Origin of the sequence: Microbacterium sp., from assembly GCF_031178525.1 — a bacterium.
In the GTDB taxonomy this organism is placed as follows: domain Bacteria; phylum Actinomycetota; class Actinomycetes; order Actinomycetales; family Microbacteriaceae; genus Microbacterium.
This window is the reverse complement of sequence record NZ_JAPSJA010000010.1, coordinates 1-17,945: the sequence shown is the minus strand read 5'-3', so window position 1 is coordinate 17,945 and position 17,945 is coordinate 1. Positions and strand designations below refer to the sequence as shown.

General features: G+C 70.8%; 16 protein-coding genes, 1 tRNA gene and 1 riboswitch. Of the genes, 11 read left to right on the top strand and 6 right to left on the bottom strand.

Annotated features, from left to right (window positions below; all coding sequences use genetic code 11):
• Positions 1 to 47 precede the first annotated feature (47 nt).
• A riboswitch (TPP riboswitch) is annotated at positions 48 to 139 on the top strand.
• The 8 genes from thiM (at position 131) to RIF89_RS01695 (ending at position 9,101) form a co-directional block, all read left to right on the top strand.
• Complete coding sequence (thiM, locus tag RIF89_RS01730) at positions 131 to 940, top strand: hydroxyethylthiazole kinase (protein ID WP_309067439.1); 810 nt, start codon at positions 131 to 133, stop codon at positions 938 to 940. Its footprint overlaps the riboswitch before it by 9 nt.
• Positions 937 to 1,590 carry a thiamine phosphate synthase gene (thiE, locus tag RIF89_RS01725; protein ID WP_309067438.1) on the top strand — a complete coding sequence of 218 codons (654 nt, stop codon included), beginning with the start codon at positions 937 to 939 and terminating at the stop codon, positions 1,588 to 1,590. The genes thiM and thiE overlap by 4 nt, the downstream gene beginning before the upstream one ends.
• Complete coding sequence (locus RIF89_RS01720; RefSeq protein WP_309067437.1) at positions 1,587 to 3,089, top strand: bifunctional hydroxymethylpyrimidine kinase/phosphomethylpyrimidine kinase; 1,503 nt, start codon at positions 1,587 to 1,589, stop codon at positions 3,087 to 3,089. Before thiE ends, RIF89_RS01720 begins: the two co-directional genes overlap by 4 nt.
• 114 nt (positions 3,090 to 3,203) lie before the next feature.
• Positions 3,204 to 4,232, top strand: coding sequence for a LacI family DNA-binding transcriptional regulator (locus tag RIF89_RS01715; RefSeq protein WP_309067436.1), 1,029 nt, complete (start codon positions 3,204 to 3,206; stop codon positions 4,230 to 4,232).
• A gap of 91 nt (positions 4,233 to 4,323) precedes the next feature.
• Positions 4,324 to 5,676, top strand: a complete 1,353-nt coding sequence (locus tag RIF89_RS01710) for a substrate-binding domain-containing protein (RefSeq protein ID WP_309067435.1) — start codon at positions 4,324 to 4,326, stop codon at positions 5,674 to 5,676.
• Positions 5,673 to 6,620 (top strand): carbohydrate ABC transporter permease, encoded by a 948-nt coding sequence (locus tag RIF89_RS01705; RefSeq protein ID WP_375294417.1) that lies wholly within the window; start codon positions 5,673 to 5,675, stop codon positions 6,618 to 6,620. Before RIF89_RS01710 ends, RIF89_RS01705 begins: the two co-directional genes overlap by 4 nt.
• The gene (locus tag RIF89_RS01700) at positions 6,620 to 7,510 is read left to right on the top strand and encodes a carbohydrate ABC transporter permease (protein ID WP_309067434.1); all 891 of its coding nucleotides are present in this window, start codon (positions 6,620 to 6,622) and stop codon (positions 7,508 to 7,510) included. The genes RIF89_RS01705 and RIF89_RS01700 overlap by 1 nt, the downstream gene beginning before the upstream one ends.
• Before the next feature lie 55 nt (positions 7,511 to 7,565).
• Entirely contained in the window at positions 7,566 to 9,101 is a 1,536-nt protein-coding gene (locus RIF89_RS01695; protein ID WP_309067433.1) for an alpha-N-arabinofuranosidase, read from the top strand.
• 33 nt (positions 9,102 to 9,134) lie between these two features.
• Here RIF89_RS01695 and RIF89_RS01690 read toward each other — a convergent pair whose 3' ends face one another.
• Entirely contained in the window at positions 9,135 to 10,250 is a 1,116-nt protein-coding gene (locus tag RIF89_RS01690; RefSeq protein WP_309067432.1) for a diguanylate cyclase domain-containing protein, read from the bottom strand.
• On the bottom strand, positions 10,247 to 11,893 hold the full coding sequence (locus RIF89_RS01685; RefSeq protein WP_309067431.1) for a PAS domain-containing sensor histidine kinase: 1,647 nt from the start codon (positions 11,891 to 11,893) through the stop codon (positions 10,247 to 10,249). The genes RIF89_RS01690 and RIF89_RS01685 overlap by 4 nt, the downstream gene beginning before the upstream one ends.
• A gap of 133 nt (positions 11,894 to 12,026) precedes the next feature.
• On the opposite strand from RIF89_RS01685, the gene RIF89_RS01680 reads away from it, so the two are divergent.
• Positions 12,027 to 12,230 (top strand): hypothetical protein, encoded by a 204-nt coding sequence (locus RIF89_RS01680; RefSeq protein WP_309067430.1) that lies wholly within the window; start codon positions 12,027 to 12,029, stop codon positions 12,228 to 12,230.
• A gap of 24 nt (positions 12,231 to 12,254) precedes the next feature.
• Here RIF89_RS01680 and RIF89_RS01675 read toward each other — a convergent pair whose 3' ends face one another.
• Positions 12,255 to 12,893 carry an MBL fold metallo-hydrolase gene (locus RIF89_RS01675; RefSeq protein ID WP_309067429.1) on the bottom strand — a complete coding sequence of 213 codons (639 nt, stop codon included), beginning with the start codon at positions 12,891 to 12,893 and terminating at the stop codon, positions 12,255 to 12,257.
• Between the two features lie 160 nt (positions 12,894 to 13,053).
• Here RIF89_RS01675 and RIF89_RS01670 point away from each other — a divergent pair.
• Positions 13,054 to 13,126: transfer RNA gene (locus RIF89_RS01670), tRNA-Glu, on the top strand.
• A gap of 83 nt (positions 13,127 to 13,209) precedes the next feature.
• On the opposite strand, the gene RIF89_RS01665 is transcribed toward RIF89_RS01670, so the two are convergent.
• From RIF89_RS01665 to RIF89_RS01655, 3 genes are all read right to left on the bottom strand, one after another.
• Entirely contained in the window at positions 13,210 to 14,910 is a 1,701-nt protein-coding gene (locus RIF89_RS01665; protein WP_309067428.1) for a long-chain-fatty-acid--CoA ligase, read from the bottom strand.
• A gap of 76 nt (positions 14,911 to 14,986) precedes the next feature.
• On the bottom strand, positions 14,987 to 16,123 hold the full coding sequence (locus RIF89_RS01660) for a DUF4349 domain-containing protein (RefSeq protein WP_309067427.1): 1,137 nt from the start codon (positions 16,121 to 16,123) through the stop codon (positions 14,987 to 14,989).
• Positions 16,120 to 16,668 carry a sigma-70 family RNA polymerase sigma factor gene (locus RIF89_RS01655; protein WP_309067426.1) on the bottom strand — a complete coding sequence of 183 codons (549 nt, stop codon included), beginning with the start codon at positions 16,666 to 16,668 and terminating at the stop codon, positions 16,120 to 16,122. Before RIF89_RS01655 ends, RIF89_RS01660 begins: the two co-directional genes overlap by 4 nt.
• A 330-nt stretch (positions 16,669 to 16,998) precedes the next feature.
• On the opposite strand from RIF89_RS01655, the gene RIF89_RS01650 reads away from it, so the two are divergent.
• Positions 16,999 to 17,945: TerC family protein (locus RIF89_RS01650; RefSeq protein WP_309067425.1), on the top strand; the 947-nt coding region annotated here is incomplete at its 3' end.

The following is a 17,945-nucleotide window of genomic DNA, read 5'->3' as shown; positions in this document are numbered from 1 at the left end:
TAACCGGATTGCCGCGCTGCGCGGCGATGCGGGTAGCCTGGAGCCCAACACGTGACACGGGGTGCCCCGCGGGGCTGAGATCACACCCGTCGAACCTGATCTAGTTCGTACTAGCGAAGGGATGTCGCGCATGACGCGCACGCCGGAAGACCTGCTCGATTTCGCCTGTTCCGCCCTGGACGAGGTGCGCGCTCAAGCGCCGCTCGTGCAGTGCATCACCAACAGCGTGGTGACGGGCTTCACCGCCAACGCGCTCCTCGCTCTCGGCGCGTCGGCGGCGATGGTGGACATCCCCGGCGAGGCCGGCCCGTTCGCGGGCGCCGCGTCCGGGCTCCTGGTGAACCTCGGAACACCGACCGGTGAGCAGCGGGAGGCGATGCGCGAAGCGGTGGAGGCAGCGCACGTCGCCGGAACACCATGGGTGCTCGACCCGGTCGCTGTCGGCTCGCTGCCGGTGCGCACGCCGCTGAGCCACGTGCTGCGCGATCTGCGACCGACCGTGGTGCGGGGCAACGCCTCGGAGATCATCGCGGTGACCGGAGACGGCGCGGGCGGGCGCGGGGTGGACGCCGCCGACGGCGTGGACGCCGCGATCCCGTCCGCCAGGGGGCTGGCGAAGCGCACCGGGGCGGTCGTCGCGGTCTCGGGCCCCGTTGACGTCGTGACGGACGGACGGGACCTCGTGCGGGTCTCGAACGGCGACGCGCTGCTGACGAGGATCACCGGCGGCGGCTGCGCGCTCGGGGCTGTCATGGCTGCGTTCGCCGCCGTTGACGACGACCGGTTCGCCACGACGGTCGCCGCGATCGCCGTCTACACGGTCGCGGCGGAGCTCGCAGCGGAACGCGCCGCGGGGCCGGGCAGCTTCCAGGTGGCGTTCCTCGACGAGCTCGCCGCGGTCGACGCTTCGACGATCCGCGCTCGGGCCGTGCTGTCGTGAACGTCGATCTGTCGGTGTACCTCGTGACGGATGCACGCTTGGCTGCGGCGGCCGGTCACGATCTGGTCGAACTCGTGGAGGCGGCCGCCCGCAACGGCGTGACGGCGGTGCAGGTGCGCGAGAAGGATGCGCCCGCCCGGGCGTTCCTGGAGACGGTGCTGCGCACCGCCGAGGCGCTGCCCTCCGAGGTGGCGCTCCTGGTGAACGACCGCGTCGACGTGTTCCTCGCCGCGCGGGACGCCGGAGCCCGGGTGGCCGGTGTGCACGTCGGCCAGTCCGACCTCCCCGTGACGGCGGTGCGCCGGCTGGTCGGTCCGGATGCCGTCATCGGCCTCAGCGTATCCACACCGGAGCAGCTGCGTCTCGCAGCCGCGAGTCCCGCCAGAGTGGGCTACGTCGGCATCGGGGCGGTGCACGCGACGGCGACGAAGAAGGACGCGCCCGAGCCGCTGGGCCTCGCCCGGTTCGCCTCGCTGGTGGCCGAGAGCGGGCTGCCGGCGGTCGGGATCGGGGGAGTGACGAGCGCGGATCTGCCGGCGATGCGGTCGGCGGGCGCGGCCGGAGCCGCGATCGTCTCGGCGATCTGCTCGGCCCCCGACCCCGCGTCCGCCGCCCGCGAGCTGCGCGCGGCGTGGAGCGCGGCATCATGACCGGCGTCCGGCGGGTGCCTCGGGTGCTGAGCATCGCGGGCACCGACCCGACCGGCGGCGCGGGCATTCAGGCGGATCTGAAGAGCATCGCCGCGAACGGCGGCTACGGCATGGCGGTCGTCACCGCGCTCGTCGCGCAGAACACGCGCGGCGTCCGTTCGGTGCACGTGCCACCGGTCGCCTTCCTCGCCGAGCAGCTCGATGCGGTGTCCGACGACGTGGAGATCGACGCGGTCAAGATCGGGATGCTCGCCACGGCGGACGTCATCCGCGCCGTCCGGGAGTGGCTCGATCGCGTCGACCCGCCGGTGGTGGTGCTCGACCCGGTGATGGTCGCCACGAGCGGCGACCGCCTGCTCGATGAGGACGCCGAGGAGGCGCTGCGCCAGCTGAGCTCGCGCGCTCACCTGCTCACCCCCAACATCCCGGAGCTGGCGATCCTCGCCGACGAGCCGACGGCGGACGGCTGGACGGCGGTCGTGGCGCAGGCGGCACGCGTCTCCGCGCGTTACGGCGTGCGCGTGCTCGCGAAGGGCGGGCACCTCGCGGGAGCCGATCTGCCCGACGCCCTCGTCGACGCGCGCGGCGAGGCGGTCGCGGTCGCAGAGTTCCCGGGCGTCCGCATCGACACGACGAACACGCACGGCACCGGCTGCTCGCTGTCCTCCGCGCTGGCGACCCGGTACGCGCGCTCGGAAGACTGGATCGAAGCGGTGGGGGAGTCCAAGCGCTGGCTCGCCGAGAGCATCCGCCACGGCGCGAGCCTCGAGGTGGGCGCGGGTCACGGACCGGTGAGCCATCTCGCCGGTCTCTGGGACCGCGGCGGCATCGTCACGCGTCCCACGGCGGAAGAGGTCGAAAGCGACTGGTGGGAGGACATCCGGGGAATCCGGACGGGCATCGACGAGCTCTCCTTCCTCCGGGGACTGGGCGAGGGCACCCTCGACCGCGGCGCGTTCCTCTGGTACCTGGCGCAGGATGCGCTCTACCTGCGCGACTACTCCCGCGTGCTCGCGGCGGCCAGCGGCCTCGCGCCGACACCCGACGAGCAGGCCTTCTGGGCCGGAGCCGCGCAGGGGGCCATCGCGGCGGAGCTGCAGCTGCACGAGAGCTGGCTCACACCCGAGGCGCTCGAGGCCGTTCGCCCCAGCGAGACGACGACCGCGTATCTGGATCATCTGCTCGCCTGCGCCGCCCGGGGTGATTACGCCGTGCTGATCGCCGCCGTGCTGCCGTGCTTCTGGCTCTACCAGGACGTCGGAATCCGGTTGCACGCCCTGTCCCACCCCGAGCATCTCTACCGGTCCTGGCTGGACACCTACGCGGACGAGACGTTCGCGGCCTCGACGCGGCGGGCGATCGACATCGTCACGCGAGCCGCCGCCGCGGTGGGGGAGCACAAGCGCGCCGACATGCGCGAGGCGTTCCGGGTCTCGTCCGCTCACGAGCTCGCGTTCTTCGCCGCACCGCTCACGCAGTCGCCTCCGGGCGGGTCTTGAGGCCGCCGCTGCTCTCGGCGCGAGCAGGGGGTGAGGCCCCTCCCGACGGCGGGCGCCCCGGACCGGACGCGGGCGTGACGCGGGCGGGAAGCGCCTTGGCGTTATCCTGGCCCGATGGCGGGGAGGACCGGGCGCGCCACCATGAAGGACGTGGCGATGCTGGCGGGCGTGTCGCCCAAGACGGTGTCGAACGTCGTCACGGGCACGACGTTCGTGCGCCCCGACACCGTCGCGCGTGTGGAGGCGGCGATGGAGACCCTCCAGTTCGTGCCCAACTTCAGCGCGCGCGGGTTGCGCAACGGCCGATCCGGCACGATCGCGGCCGCGCTGCCCGACCTGACCACCGCGTTCTCCGGGGCGCTGCTGCACTGCCTCGTCGAGGTCGCGCACGAGCGCGGCTTCGCGCTGCAGGTGGAGGAGACGGCCGCCGAGCCCGAACGGGAGTACGCCCTGCTGTCACGGGCGCGCGCTCATCTGGTCGACGGGCTCATCCTGAACCCGATCCGACTCGAGGACAGCGCCGTCACGAGGGCTGAGCTCCTGCCGCCCGTGGTGCTGATCGGCGAGGTCGAGCAGCCGCAGACCGACCACGTGGGAATCGACAGCCGCGGCGCCGCGCGGGACATCACGCGCCACGTGATCGAGCGTGGTGCGCGGCGGATCGCCGTCGTCGGCGGCGATCGCGACGCCGAACGCGCCACGGCGACGAGCCGCCTGCGCCTGGCGGGCTATCACGACGCGCTCGACGAGGCCGGCATCCCGAACGACGCGGCGCTCGAGGTGCACCACTTCCCATGGACGCCCGATTCCGGGGCATCCGCGATCGGCGAGCTGCTCGCGCGCGACGTCGCGTTCGACGCGGTCGTGGCGTTCACCGACTCGATCGCGAGCGGCGTCCTGCACTCGCTGCATGCGCGGGGCATCCGCGTGCCGGACGACGTGCTCGTCACGGGGTTCGACGACGTCGAGCTGTCGCGGTTCACGACGCCCCAGCTCACGACGGTGCGGTTCGACCTCACGACGTTCGCGCGCGAGGCCATCGGTCTGCTCGAGAGCCGGATGAGCGACCGCTCGCGTCCGCCGCGCTCCGTGACGGTGCCGCACGAGGTCGTCGTGCGCGGCAGCACCACGCGCACCGGCTGACGCCCGCGGAGTCGGACGGAAGTCCTTGTGCCGAGGATTACATCGATGTAATGATGTCGCCATCGCGGTTCACGCGTCACAAGGGAGTGACATGACACCACCGATCAACCTCACCCGGAGGCAGTTCCTCGCCGGAATGGCGGCGACGGCCGGCGTCTCGCTGCTGGCGGGCTGCGCGCCGGCCGGCAGCGCGAGCGGCCCGCAGCAGCTGCAGTTCTGGCATCTGCTCTCGGGCGGCGACGGCGTCACGATGTCGTCGATGCTCGACGCGGTGAACGCCGCGCAGGACGACTATCGCGTCCGCTCGACCGTGCTGGCCTGGGGAACGCCGTACTACACGAAGCTCGCGATGGCGGGCGCAGGCGGACGCGCACCGGACGTCGCGATCATGCACGCGACCCGGGTCACGGGCTACGCACCCGGAGGCCTCCTGGACACGTGGGATCTCGACCGGCTCGCCGAGCTCGGCATCGACGAGTCCACGTTCCCGGCGCCGATCTGGGAGCGCGGGCACGCGGGCGGCAAGCTCTACAGCCTCGCCCTCGACGCGCACCCGTTCGTGCTCATGTACAACCGTGACATCTGCGACGCGGCCGGCGTGCTGGACAGCGGCGGTCGGCTGAGGGAGATCACGAGCCCCGATGACTTCCTCCAGGTCGCTCGCGACGTGGCGGCCGCGGCGCGAGATGCGAACGGCGGCGAGGGACACGGCCTGTCGTACGGGTACCTGGGGGACGGGGCCCAGATGTGGCGCCTGTTCTACACGCTGTACGCGCAGCACGGCCTCGCCATGGAGACTCCCGAGGGCGGTCCCGCCGTGCTCGACAAGGACGTCGCGGTCGAGTCGCTGGCCTTCATGCAGGCGCTGCTGGATGGCGACATCGCGCAGCCCGAGGCCGACTACGGCACCGCGGTCGCCGAGTTCGCGACGGGCCGCAGCGGCATGTTCGTGACCGGCGTGTGGGAGTTGCGCACGATGGAGGCGGCGGGCATCCCGTTCGACGCGACGCTGATCCCCACGCTGTACGGCACGAAGGCCGTCTACGCCGACTCGCACTCGTTCGTCCTGCCGCACCAGTCGCGTCCGGACCCGGCCCGGCGCGACCTCGTGTACCGGTTCGCGGCGGACCTGCTCAAGGGATCCTTCGATTGGGCGGGTGCCGGGCACGTGCCCGCCTATCTGCCGGTCACCGAGTCGCCGGAGTACTCCGACCTCGTGCCGCAGGCGCACTACGCGGAGGCCGCCTCGTACGTGAACTACGACCCGGCCGCGTGGTTCACCGGCTCCGGATCGAACTTCCAGAGCGACTTCGGCGCCGCGGTGCAGCCCGTGCTGCTGACCGGAGCCGACCCGGCCGCCGCGATCGACGCCTTCCTCCAGCGGGTGGATCGCCTGCTCGCCCAGCCCAACCCGGCTGACCCGAAGGGGGCGTGGCAGGCATGAGCGCGATCACCGACAACGCCCGGACGCGCACGATCGTCACGGGGGCCGCCGTGGGGCGTGAGATGCATGCCGGCACGACCCGGCGTGAGCAGCTCGTCGGGTGGGCGTTCCTCGCCCCGTTCCTCGTCGCCTTCGTGCTGTTCCTCGTGTGGCCCGTCGTGCACGGCCTCTACCTGAGCTTCACGGATCAGTCCCTCACGGGAGCGGGCGGCGCGTTCGTCGGCTTCGCGAACTACGCCGAGGCGCTCGCCGACCCGACAATGTGGCGATCGATCGGCAACACCCTGTGGTTCACCGTCATCTCGACCATCCCGCTCGTGCTCATCGCCCTGCTCATGGCGGTGCTCGTCGATCGCGGCATCCCCGGTCAGTGGCTGTGGCGGCTGTCGTTCTTCATGCCGTTCCTGCTGGCCTCGACGGTCATCTCCCAGATCTGGGTCTGGATCTTCAACCCGCAGATCGGCGCCGCCAACGCGATTCTCGAGTCGTTCGGGCTCGAGCCGCTCGCGTGGCTGCAGAACCCCGACACGAACATGAACGCGATCATCATCGCCACCGTGTGGTGGACGGTCGGGTTCAACTTCCTGCTCTATCTCGCCGCGCTGCAGAACATCCCCGCGCAGCAGTATGAGGCGGCCGCGCTGGACGGCGCGGGACCGCTGCGCCAGCTGTGGTCGATCACGCTCCCACAGCTCGCCCCGGTCACGGTGCTGATCGTCATGCTGCAGATCCTCGCGTCCCTGAAGCTGTTCGACCAGGCGTACCAGATGCTCGGCGGCGTCGCGAGCGACACGACGCGCTCCATCGTGCAGTACATGTACGAGGCCGGCTTCGTCGGCTACCGATTCGGCTACTCGGCCGCGATCTCCTACGTGTTCTTCGCCCTCATCGTCGTCATCGGCGTCGCCCAGGCGCTCGTCACACGGCGCCGGAAGGAGCAGTGATGTCCACCGTCACCGAGACGCTGGTGAACCCCAGCCTGCGCGCCGGTCGCAAGCCCGGGGCGAAGCCGTTCGGGCCGCTGCGCATCCTGGCGTTCGTCATCCTGGCGCTGCTGGCGATCGGGTGGCTGCTGCCGTTCCTGTGGGCCGTCGCGACGGCGTTCAAGACCGAGACCGACGCGGCGTCGGGGGAACCGACTTGGATCGGGGCGACAGGTCCGACCGCCGAGGCGTTCTCGGCGATCCTGTCGCAGGGGAACGTCTACCTGTGGGCGCTCAACAGCCTGTGGACGGCGGCCGCGGTCACCGTGCTGACCGTCGCGATCTCCGCGCTCGCGGCGTATGCGTTCTCCCGGCTCGACTTCCGGGGCAGGAAATGGCTGTTCGTCGTCGTGATCGCTGCGATCGTGGTGCCGCCGCAGGCGCTCATCATCCCGTTGTTCTACCAGATGCTCGTGTTCAACATGGTCGACACCCACTGGGGACTGATCCTGCCGCAGATCGTCGCCCCGGCCATGGTGTTCATCCTGAAGAAGTTCTTCGACCAGGTGCCGATCGAGCTCGAGGACGCCGCACGCGTCGACGGCGCGAACCGGTTCCGCGTGTTCTGGTCGATCGTGCTACCGCTGTCCCGGCCGATCCTCGCGTCCGTGGCGATCTTCGTCTTCATCGGCGCGTGGAACAACTTCCTGTGGCCCTTCCTCGTCATCAGCGACACCACTCTCATGACGCTGCCGGTCGGGCTCCAGACCGTGATCAGCGCCTACGGCGTGCAGTACGCGCAGGTGATGGCGCAGGCCGTGCTGGCGGCGCTGCCGCTCATCATCGTGTTCCTCATCTTCCAGAAGCAGATCGTCAAGGGCGTCGCCACCACCGGCTTCGGCGGCACGTGACCCCGAACCGGCGAGCCCTCGCGCGCACCGCGCCCCGACCCCCACAAGGAGAGCAATGACCAACGCCCGCATCGTCATCGACCGCGACTTCACGATCGCCGACGTGCCGCGCCGCCTGTTCGGCTCGTTCGTCGAGCACATGGGCCGCTGCGTGTACACCGGCATCTTCGAGCCCGGTCACCCGCAGGCCGACGCGCGCGGGTTCCGCACCGACGTGCTGCAGCTCGTGAAGGAGCTCGGGCCCACGGTGATCCGCTACCCGGGCGGCAACTTCGTCTCCGGATACCTGTGGGAGGACGGCGTCGGCCCGGTCGAGGATCGCCCGCGCCGCCTCGACGGGGCCTGGCACACGATCGAGACCAACGCGTTCGGCCTGCACGAGTTCGTCGACTGGGCGAGGACGGCGGAGGTCGAGGTGATGGAAGCTGTGAACCTCGGCACGCGCGGCGTCGAGGAGGCGCGAGCGCTGGTCGAGTACGCCAACCACCCCGGTGGCACGTACTGGTCCGACCTGCGCCGGAAGAACGGGGCCGCCGATCCGTTCGACATCAAGCTGTGGTGCCTGGGCAACGAGCTCGACGGGCCGTGGCAGATCGGCCACAAGACGGCCCACGAGTACGGCCGCCTCGCGAACGAGACCGCGAAGGCGATGCGATTCGTCGATCCGTCGATCGAGCTCGTGGCGGTCGGCTCGTCGTCGCGCGCCATGCCGACGTTCGGCTCCTGGGAGCACACCGTCCTGACGCACGCATACGACGAGGTCGACTACGTCTCGATGCACGCCTACTACCAGGAGAGCGACGGCGACGCCGCGTCGTTCCTGGCCGAGGCCGTCGACATGGACTCGTTCATCGACGGCGTGATCGCGACGATCGACGCGGTCAAGGCGGCGGGCAAGCATCGCAAGCAGGTCGACATCTCGTTCGACGAGTGGAACGTCTGGTACCAGCACGGCCTCGACACCGACGACCAGCCGCACCAGGTCTCGAAGGCGTGGCGCGAGCACCCGCGCCTGATCGAGGACACCTACAACGTCACCGACGCGGTGGTGGTCGGCACCTTCCTGCACAGCCTGCTGCGCCACGGCGACCGCGTCCGGATCGCCAACCAGGCACAGCTCGTCAACGTGATCGCGCCGATCCGCTCGGAGGAGGGCGGGGCGGCGTGGCGGCAGTCGATCTTCTGGCCGTTCGCGCGGATGTCGCAGCTCGCCACCGGGCGCATCCTGCGGCTCGCTGTCGAGTCGTCGCAGCTGCCAACGAAGAAGTTCGGCGACGTCGACGCGATCGACGCCGCGGCGACGTGGGATGAGGAGACCGGCACCGTCGCGCTGTTCCTCGCCAATCGCTCGCTCGATGAGTCCGGCGACGTCACGCTGGACCTGCACGGACTCGACGCCGTCCGCGTCCGCTCGGCGGAGGTCCTGACGGTGCCGGAGGGAGCCGATCGCTTCGCCGCCAACGTCGAGCAGGATCAGGATCGCGTCGGTCTCGTCGCCCTGCGCGACGTCGCTCTCGCCGATGGTGTTCTCCGGGCGACGCTGCCGCCCCTGTCCTGGGCAGTGGTCGTGCTCGACGTCGAGCGCTCCTGACGCGGACGCGCGCGGTGGAGGCCGCCGCGCGCGTCAGGCGCGCACACGTCGCCAGCGGTCCCCGCCCTCGACGGCGGCCTCCTCGAGGGCGTGGTCCGCGACGCGCACGAGATGGTCGAGGTCGTATCCGGAGTCGCCGACGGAGGCCCATCCGATGCTCGCCGAGATCCGGACGGTCGCGCTCACGGTCTCGTGCAGGGACACGACGTCGTGCAGCAGCGTGCGCACCTGCTCGCGCAGCACCTCGGTGGCCCGCGGCACGAGCACGACCAGCCAGCCCTGGGCTCGGTGGCCGATGTCCGCCTCCGCCGGGAACGCGCGCTGCACGCGCCGCTCGAAGGCCTGCGCGAGCTCCACGAAGGCGGTCTCGCCCCACGCCTGCCGCACGTCGTCGGCGTCGTCCAGCCGCACGCTCAGAACCGACCAGGATCGCTCGCCGCGTTCTTGGGCACGGCGCAGCCGGTCCGTGGCGACCGCCGAGAAGTGCTGCCAGTGCGCCGGATCGTGGTGCTCCTGAGGCACCGACCGCTGGGCGAGCCAGAGCAGCGTGACGAGCGAGCACACGATGTTGACCAGCATCCCGAGCGAGTTCACGTTGCGGGTGAGCGTGAGATCCGCGGTGCCGGACGCCGGCATGGTCAGGATCATCGCGACGTTCACGATCGCGATCACCGTGAAGGCACCGGACATGACGGCCAGGGGGAGCAGCATCCGGTTCCGTCGTTCGGGGATGCGCCGCAGCTCGAGCAGGGTCAGCGCGGGGAACACCGCGGCCGCGAGGTACACGACGCGGAACGCGATGCTGAACGCGGGGCCGTCGTCGACCAGCGCGAGCACGGCTGCCGACGCACCGGTGAACGGGAGCACCAGCCACCAGTGGGACGCCGCGCCGCGCCACGCGCGCAGTCCCGCCCAGATCAGCGCCTGCGGTGTCAGGAGGGCCCCGAGCGCCGCGCGGCGGAGCGTCTCGGCACCCAGCTCCGCGGCGGTCGAGGTGAGCGATGCGTAGATCAGCGCGGACACGAACGCGGCGGACCAGAGCAGCGTCGCAGGGCTCGGACGCGGCAGGAAGCCCAGTCCGACCATCAGCACGGCGGCGAGGGTGCACAGGGCGATCTGCGGAAGCAGTCCGAGGTCGGCGACGGTCATCGCAGGGCCCCGGCGGTGGCGAGCGGAAGCCGCAGGGTGACCGTGGTGCCGACGCCCGGCTCGCTCGCGAGATCGAGCGAACCGGCGTGGGCGACGACGATCTCACGCGCGATCGCCATCCCGAGCCCCGTGCCCTGGATCTCGGACTCGCGCGCCGTCTGTGCCCGGAAGTACGGTTCGAACACGCGCCCGACGTCCTCGGGCGCGATGCCGATGCCCGTGTCGGCGACGGTCACGGCGACCTCCTCCTGCTCGATGTCGCAGGACACCCGGACGGTGCCCTCCCGCGGCGTGTACTTGATCGCGTTGCTGATGAGGTTGTCGACGACCTGACGCAGGCGGAAGCCGTCACCGGCGAGCGGCACGCGCTCGGGAGCGTCCAGCTCGAGCCGGAGTCCGCGGGCGGCGGCCGCGGGCTGGAAGGATTCGATCGAGCTCTCGAGGATCGAGCGCAGCTCCGCGCGGGCCGGCTCGTGATCGGCCGTCGGCTGCGCGGGGGCGCGCAGCACCTGATCCAGGAGCCGCTCCATGCGCTCGCCCGCGCGCCGGATGGTGTCGAACTTGCGGCGCGCGGCGTCCGGCAGCCCGGGATCCTCCACCCCGAGCTCCGCATGGCCGATCACGGCCGTGAGCGGGTTGCGCAGCTCGTGCGACACGACGGCGGCGATCCGCTGTCGCACGCGCTCCGACTCGATCAGGGCGGTCACGTCGTGCACGACGAGCAGGACCGACGGCGGCTCGGCCTCGCTCCCGTCCAGCCGGCGAGCGGCGACCGACAGCGCGCGCCACTGGCCTGCGGCGTCGAACAGCCACACCCGCTCGTCGTCGAACGTCTCGCCGCGCGCGGCGCGCTGCAGCGGACGGTCCTGCTCCGGCAGCGGGAGACCGCCGTGCTCGCCGTACTCGACGGCGCGAGCCGGATGCCACGGGTCGTGACGGTCGACGCCATGAAGGCGCGCGTAAGTGTCGTTCATGGCGATCAGCTCGCCGTCGGCCGAGAGCCGGACGATGCCGACATCGATCGCGTTGATCATCAGCGAGACGTTGCGCTCCTGCTCGCTCACCCGGTCGAGAGTGGTCTGGATGCGGGCGGTCTGCGCGCGAAGCAGGCGTTTGAAGGCGCGCGTCTGCCGCGATCCGGCATGGGCCGTCAGGCCGATGAACGCCAGGCACAGCTCGGTCACCACGATGCGCAGCGCGAGGATGTCATTGCCACCCGTCAGCGCGAGATCGGCGAGCATGATGGCGACCACGCCCGCGAGCGCTGTGACCAGCAGGCCCAGCGAGAAGTGCGTGGCGATCCAGATGATCGGGAACACCCAGAGGAACCCGAGCTGGAGGTCGTCTCCGGCGGCGAGGAGCCCGATGCCGACGATGTCGGCGAGCGGGACGGCCGCCACGGCGTTGCGCGGGAGTCGGCGCCAGGGGGCCGCCAGCGCGAACATCGACACGATCATGATGAGCGCGGCGCCCGCTCCGAAGGTCCAGTGTGCGATGCGGTCGGGAGTCAGTCCCTGCACGACGAGGGAGATCACGACGACGGTCGCGGTCAGGGCGAGCTGAGTGAGCCAGATCGAGCGCGTGCGCGTGCCCGGTCCCGACACGGCGTTCACCCCCGCAGGCCGCGCGCCCCAGAACTCCACGTCGCGATCTTAGCGACGCCGCGCCGGACCTCCCGTCGGCTACCGGAAGGGTGCTCGGCGAGAGGGCCTGACGCCATTCGGTCGCGCCGTCAACCGTCTTCCCGGTGCGAGCCGCGCGGCATAGCGTTCACGCATGGCATATGCACTGGAGGGCGGCCCCGAGGGCGGCCGCACCGTCGACGAGCTTCCCGCGGGATACCGGGCCCAGGAGCCTGCGGACGCGGGCTCCGCCCCGTGGGGTGGACCCGTGCCGCCGCCCGGCGGACCGACCCCGGCGATCTGGGTGGAGGACGATCCCGAGCAGGCGGCTCAGGCGGGCGCCGACCCCAAGGAGTGACGCCGGCCGCCGGGGCGGTCTCGCTCAGATGTCGAGACTGTCCCCGGGGTCGAGCGCGTGGAACTCGCCGCCGTGCTGCTCGGTCGCCCACTTGAGCCGGGCGAGATGCATGGCGCGGCCCGCCACCGAGAGCGTCATGTCGTGCGTGCCGAAGGCGCGGCGCGGCTGAACGGCCAGGGTGAAGTCCATGGCCGCGCCGAGGTGCAGCCACGGGCCGCCGGTCGGGATGGCGAGCGTGTCGACCTCGACGCCCTCCGGCATGGCGAACGAGTCGCCCGGGTAGTAGAGGAGGTCGTCGACGAGCACCCCGACGTTCTCCACGACCGGGATGCTCGAGTGGATCTGCTCGTGCGCGCCGCCGAAGAACCGCAGCGAGAACGGACCCGCCGCCAGCTCGTCACCGGGGGAGACGACGGTGACGTCGTGTTCGTGGATGGCCGCGGCGACGGCCGCGGTCGTGAAGATCGGCACGTCGGGAGCGGCCGCGAAGATGCGCTCGAGCTGCTCGGGCGTCCAGTGATCGGCATGCTCGTGCGTGATCACGATGGCGGCGAGTGCGTGCAGCTCGCCGAGCACGGTCGTGAAGCTGCCCGGATCGATGATGAGCGTCGACCCGTGAGCCTCGATGCGGAGGGCGGCGTGCTCGTGCTTCGTAATGCGCATGAGACGAGTCAATCATCGACGCCGGATCGGCGGATCGGGGTTGACGCGACACGCGCGGGATGCCGCACGGGCGCGCCCCGATTTGTTCACCGCCCGGACCTCATGTCATACTCTTCTAGTTGCCGGAAACGGGAACGGGGTCCGGAAGGACCCACAGCACGGCCCCATCGTATAGCGGCCTAGTACGCTGGCCTCTCACGCCGGTAACGCGGGTTCGAATCCCGCTGGGGTCACACACATGACGAGAGCCCGATCCATCAGGATCGGGCTCTCGTCGTTTTCGCGCCTCGGCGCCGGTGACGGCGCCGAGGCGCCGTCACTTGCCGCTGATGCGCTGGCGCACCTCGCGTCGCAGGACCTTGCCGATGAGGGAGCGGGGCAGGTCGTCCATCACGACGATCCGGCGGGGCACCTTGTACTCGGCCAGATGCAGGCGGCAGAAGTCGCGCAGGCCGCCGAGATCGACCGACGCGCCCTTGCGCAGCACGACCGCGGCCGCGACGGCCTCTCCGCCGTCACCGCGCGGCACCGCGACGACCGCCGCCGCGCTCACATCGGGATGGGACTCCAACGTCTGCTCTACCTCGGTCGGCGAGACGTTGAAGCCGCCCGTGATGATCAGCTCCTTGAGCCGGTCGACGATCGTGACGAACCCATCGGGCGACACCGTCGCGATGTCGCCCGTGCGCAGCCAGCCGTCGGCGAGCAGCACGGCGGCGGTCTCGGAAGGGCGCTGCCAGTAGCCGCCGAACACCTGCGGACCCCTGACGAGCAGCTCGCCGGGCTCGCCGGGCGGCAGGTCCGTCGACGGGTCCTCGGGGTCGACGACGCGGATCTCGGTGCTGGGGAACGGCACGCCGACCGTGCCCGGGCGGCGCGTGGGGCCCATCGGGTTGCCGAGGGCGACGGGGGAGGTCTCGGTCATGCCGTACCCCTCGACGAGCAGCCCGCGCGAGGCGTCCTCCCAGCGATCCACCGTCGCCACGGGCAGGCTCATCGCACCGGAGATGGCGAACCGCACGCTGCTCACGTCGAGCCGGCCGTGCGCGGCAGCGCGCGCGAGCTGGTCGTAGATGGGCGGCACGGCCGGCAGGAAGGTGGGCGGGCTCTTGCGCGCCGCCTCTGCCACCAGGTCCACGTCGAACGTCGGGAAGAGCACGAGCTTGGCGCCGATGCTCATGGCGAACGTCAGGCACAGCGTCAGGCCATACGCGTGGAACAGCGGAAGCACCGCGTAGAACGTCTCGGCGCCCTTCCGCAGACCCGGGACCCATGCCTCGCCCTGCATCGCGTTCGCGCGCAGGTTGCGGTGCGAGAGCATCGCGCCCTTGGGTGCTCCGGTCGTGCCGCTCGTGTACTGCAGCAGAGCGACGTCGTTCAGCTCCGGCCCGGCGACGGAGCGCCGCAGGCCGCGGCCGCCGGTGAGGTCCTTCCAGGACAGGATGCGGCGACCTGTCGGCCGGGCGGTGAGCTTGGAGCGCGTCTCGCGCGCCTTCCGGACGGGCAGGCGCAGTGCGATGCGCTTCGCGAGCGGCAGCGCCGCCGTGATGTCCACGCTCACGATCACGTCGGGGCGGATGTCGGAGGGGAACTCCGCCACCGTGTCGTGCACCTTGTCCCACACGATCGCGTGACGCGCCCCGTGGTCCTCGAACTGGTGTCGCAGCTCGCGTGCGGTGTAGAGCGGGTTGTGCTCGACGACGATCGCCCCGAGGCGCAGGACCGCGTAGAAGGCGATGACGTGCTGCGGGCAGTTCGGCAGGACGATCGCCACACGGTCGCCCTTCGCGACCCCTCGTCGCCGCAGCCCCTCTGCAGCGAGCTGGATCTCCCGCCAGAGGTCGCGGTACGTCATGGTCGCGCCGAAGAACTCGAGCGCGATCCTCCGGCCGTGGCGTCTCACGCTTTCGGCGAGCATGGCGGGCAGCGTCTGCGTCACCTCGCCGATCTCGGCGGGGACATCGGACGGATACGCCGACAGCCACGGCTTGGACGCGTACGGGTGGGTCGAAGTCAACAGTCCTCCTCGCTGCGCAGGTCCGACCATGCTACGGCGACGGAGCAGTCGGCCCGTTCCCTCGATCCGACGTCGCCTACTCCGCGGCGCGGTCGCGCCGTCGCCGACGCAGCGCGCGCAGGATGCTCCACACCACCAGCCAGGCCAGTGCGAGCACGCCGACCCACGGAAGCAGGAAGCCGAGCGCGACCACGATGCCGTTCAGCGTCGCGAGCAGCCCGTTCCACCCCGTCTCCAAGCCGTCGCCGAAGCCGGCGGGGTCGGGCTCGACCGGTGGCGCCTCGCGCAGGAGGGAGACGGACAGCGTCGACATCGCGACCTGACCCTCGAGGGTCTCCAGCTGGCGTTCGAGCGACTCCAGCTCGGCCTGGCGCTCGGACAGCGTGCTCTCGACCTGTACGAGATCGCCCACGCTCCCGGACTTGGCGAGCAGCTCCGTGAGGCGTTCCACCGAGGCGCGCGCGGCGTCGATCCGCGCCCGCAGGTCGACGGCCTGCGCAGTGACGTTCTCCGTGCCGACGCGCGTGCTCGCGACCTCGCCGATCTCGTCCAGCTGCTCCATGGCGGCATCCAGCTGATCCGCCGGCACGCGCACCGTCACATAGCCGCCGTCGTCAGGGACCCACACGGTGTCGTCCGTCGCCTCCGGCGCCGTGAAGGACTGGTCGGCGCCGATCGACAGCTGCTCGACCCAGCCGCGGTGCTCCGCCGCGAGCGTCACGATCGCCTCCGCGGCCTCCGCGGCGTCGTCGACGACGATGCTCGCAGATCCGGTGCGGATGATCTCCTGTTCGACGAGCGGATCCGCCCCGGCCTCGCCGCCGCCGAAGGTGACGGTCCCGTCGCGCGGGACCGTCCCCTGTGCGGAGTCGTCGGCGAGCTCACCGCCCGGGAAGCCTCCCTCCGCCGACTCCTCGGCGGAGCCCGCGCCGGACGACTCCGGTGCGGCGGGCGCCTCGTCGACGGCGCCGCCCTCGGCCGATGTCACGGCGCCGCCTCCGCCCATGCTGTGCAGCACGGCGGGGGAGATCACGGCAGCGACGGTCACGAGCGCGGCGGCGACGCCGACGGTCTGCCAGAGACGCCGTCGCCGCCGCGCGGCGGACGACCGTGACCCGCGCTCCTCGGCGATGATCCGGAACACTCGATCCTCGATGCCGGCGAGAGTCTCCTCGGACACATCGGGCAGCTCATCCTTGACATCCGTGTTCATGACGCCTCCTCTCTCACGACGGTCCGCAGTCTCGTTCGGATGCGGGAGAGACGATTGCGCACGACGCCGTGCGCGACGCCGAGATGCTCGGCCGCCGCCTGATACGCGTAGCCCTCGCCGACGCACAACCGGAAGATGCGCTGGTCGAGCGGACTCAGTCCCTCGACCGCCCGCAGGATCCGTTCGGCCAGCTCGGCGTCGATGACCTGCTGCTCGACGTCCGCCGCGGAGGGGGAGCGCTCATCGAGCTGGTCGGCTTCGACGCGCCGCAGCGCCCGCCGACGGTTCGCCGCCTGGAACCGGCAGATCGTCGCGAGCCAGGGCAGGAGCGACTCTCCGGCGAGCTCGAAGCCCGGCAATCTGCGCCACGCCACCACGAAGGTCTCCTGCACCACGTCTTCGGCGTCGGCCGGGGAATGCAGCAGCCCGTGCGCGATCCAGTAGACGGGGCGCGCATACCGGCGGTACAGCTGCCGGAACGCCTGCTCGCTGCCGTCCGCCGCGCGGGCGACGAGCGCGGCGTCGCTTGTGCCGGGGATCTCCATGGTCTCCGTCCTGAGGCGTCTTCCTGCGACGGCGACCGGACAGGTCACCGTCGTCTCTCACCCTGTCAGTGTCCGGAGCGGGCCTATCGTCTCGGTTCGCTAACGCGCGCTGCCGCGCCGTGCCCGCACGCCCGCCGGAGCGTCCACGGCGGGCGGGGATCGGATGCGCGCCCGCTATCCTTGAGCGAGCGAGAGGGAGTATCCCGTCAGCGCGCGCTCGTCATCACGGACTTCGACGGTGGAGTCCCGGGCCGCACCGCCGTCCGCGGCGGGGGAGAGACTCTCGAGAATTGCCGCGCCTCACAGGAGGCCGTACCGGAAAGGCCCTGAATGGACCTCGCTCTACCCTTCTGGTTCGAGGTGGGATCGCTCGTCGTGCTGACGGCGATCCTCCTCGCGGACCTGCTGCTGATCCTGAAGCGGCCGCACATCCCGTCCACGAAGGAGTCGACCCTCTGGGTCGTCTTCTACGTCGCGCTCGCCCTGATCTTCGCGGTGCTGATGTACATCTTCGCCGGCGGGCAGCCGGCGCAGGAGTTCCTGCTCGGCTGGTTGACGGAGTACAGCCTGTCGATCGACAACCTCTTCGTCTTCGTGCTGATCATGGCCCAGTTCTCGGTGCCGCGGAAGCTGCAGCAGGAGGTGCTGATGATCGGCATCATCATCGCGCTCGTGCTGCGTGCCGCGTTCATCCTGGTCGGCGCCGCGCTGATCGAGAACTTCTCGTGGATCTTCTACATCTTCGGCGCGTGGCTGGTCTTCACCGCGATCCGTCAGGCGATGCCCGAGAAGCACGATGAGGACAAGAAGGAGGAGACCGCGATCGTGCGGTTCCTGCGCCGCTTCATCGACATCAGCGAGCAGTACGACGGCAACAAGCTGCGCACCACGATCGACGGCAAGCGCTTCTTCACGCCGATGCTGCTCGTGTTCATCGCGATCGGCGTGACCGACCTGATCTTCGCGATCGACTCGATCCCCGCGATCTACGGCCTCACGCAGAGCCCGTTCATCGTCTTCACCGCGAACATCTTCGCCCTGATGGGCCTGCGTCAGCTGTACTTCCTGCTGGGCGACCTGCTCGAGAAGCTGCGCTACCTGCACTACGGCGTGGCGTTCATCCTCGGCTTCATCGGTCTGAAGCTCTTCTTCCACGCCCTGCACGTCAACGAGCTGCCCTTCATCAACGGCGGACAGCACGTCGAATGGGCGCCCGAGATCAACAACTGGGTCTCGCTGGCCGTCATCGTGCTCTCGGTGGGCGTCGCGACGATCGC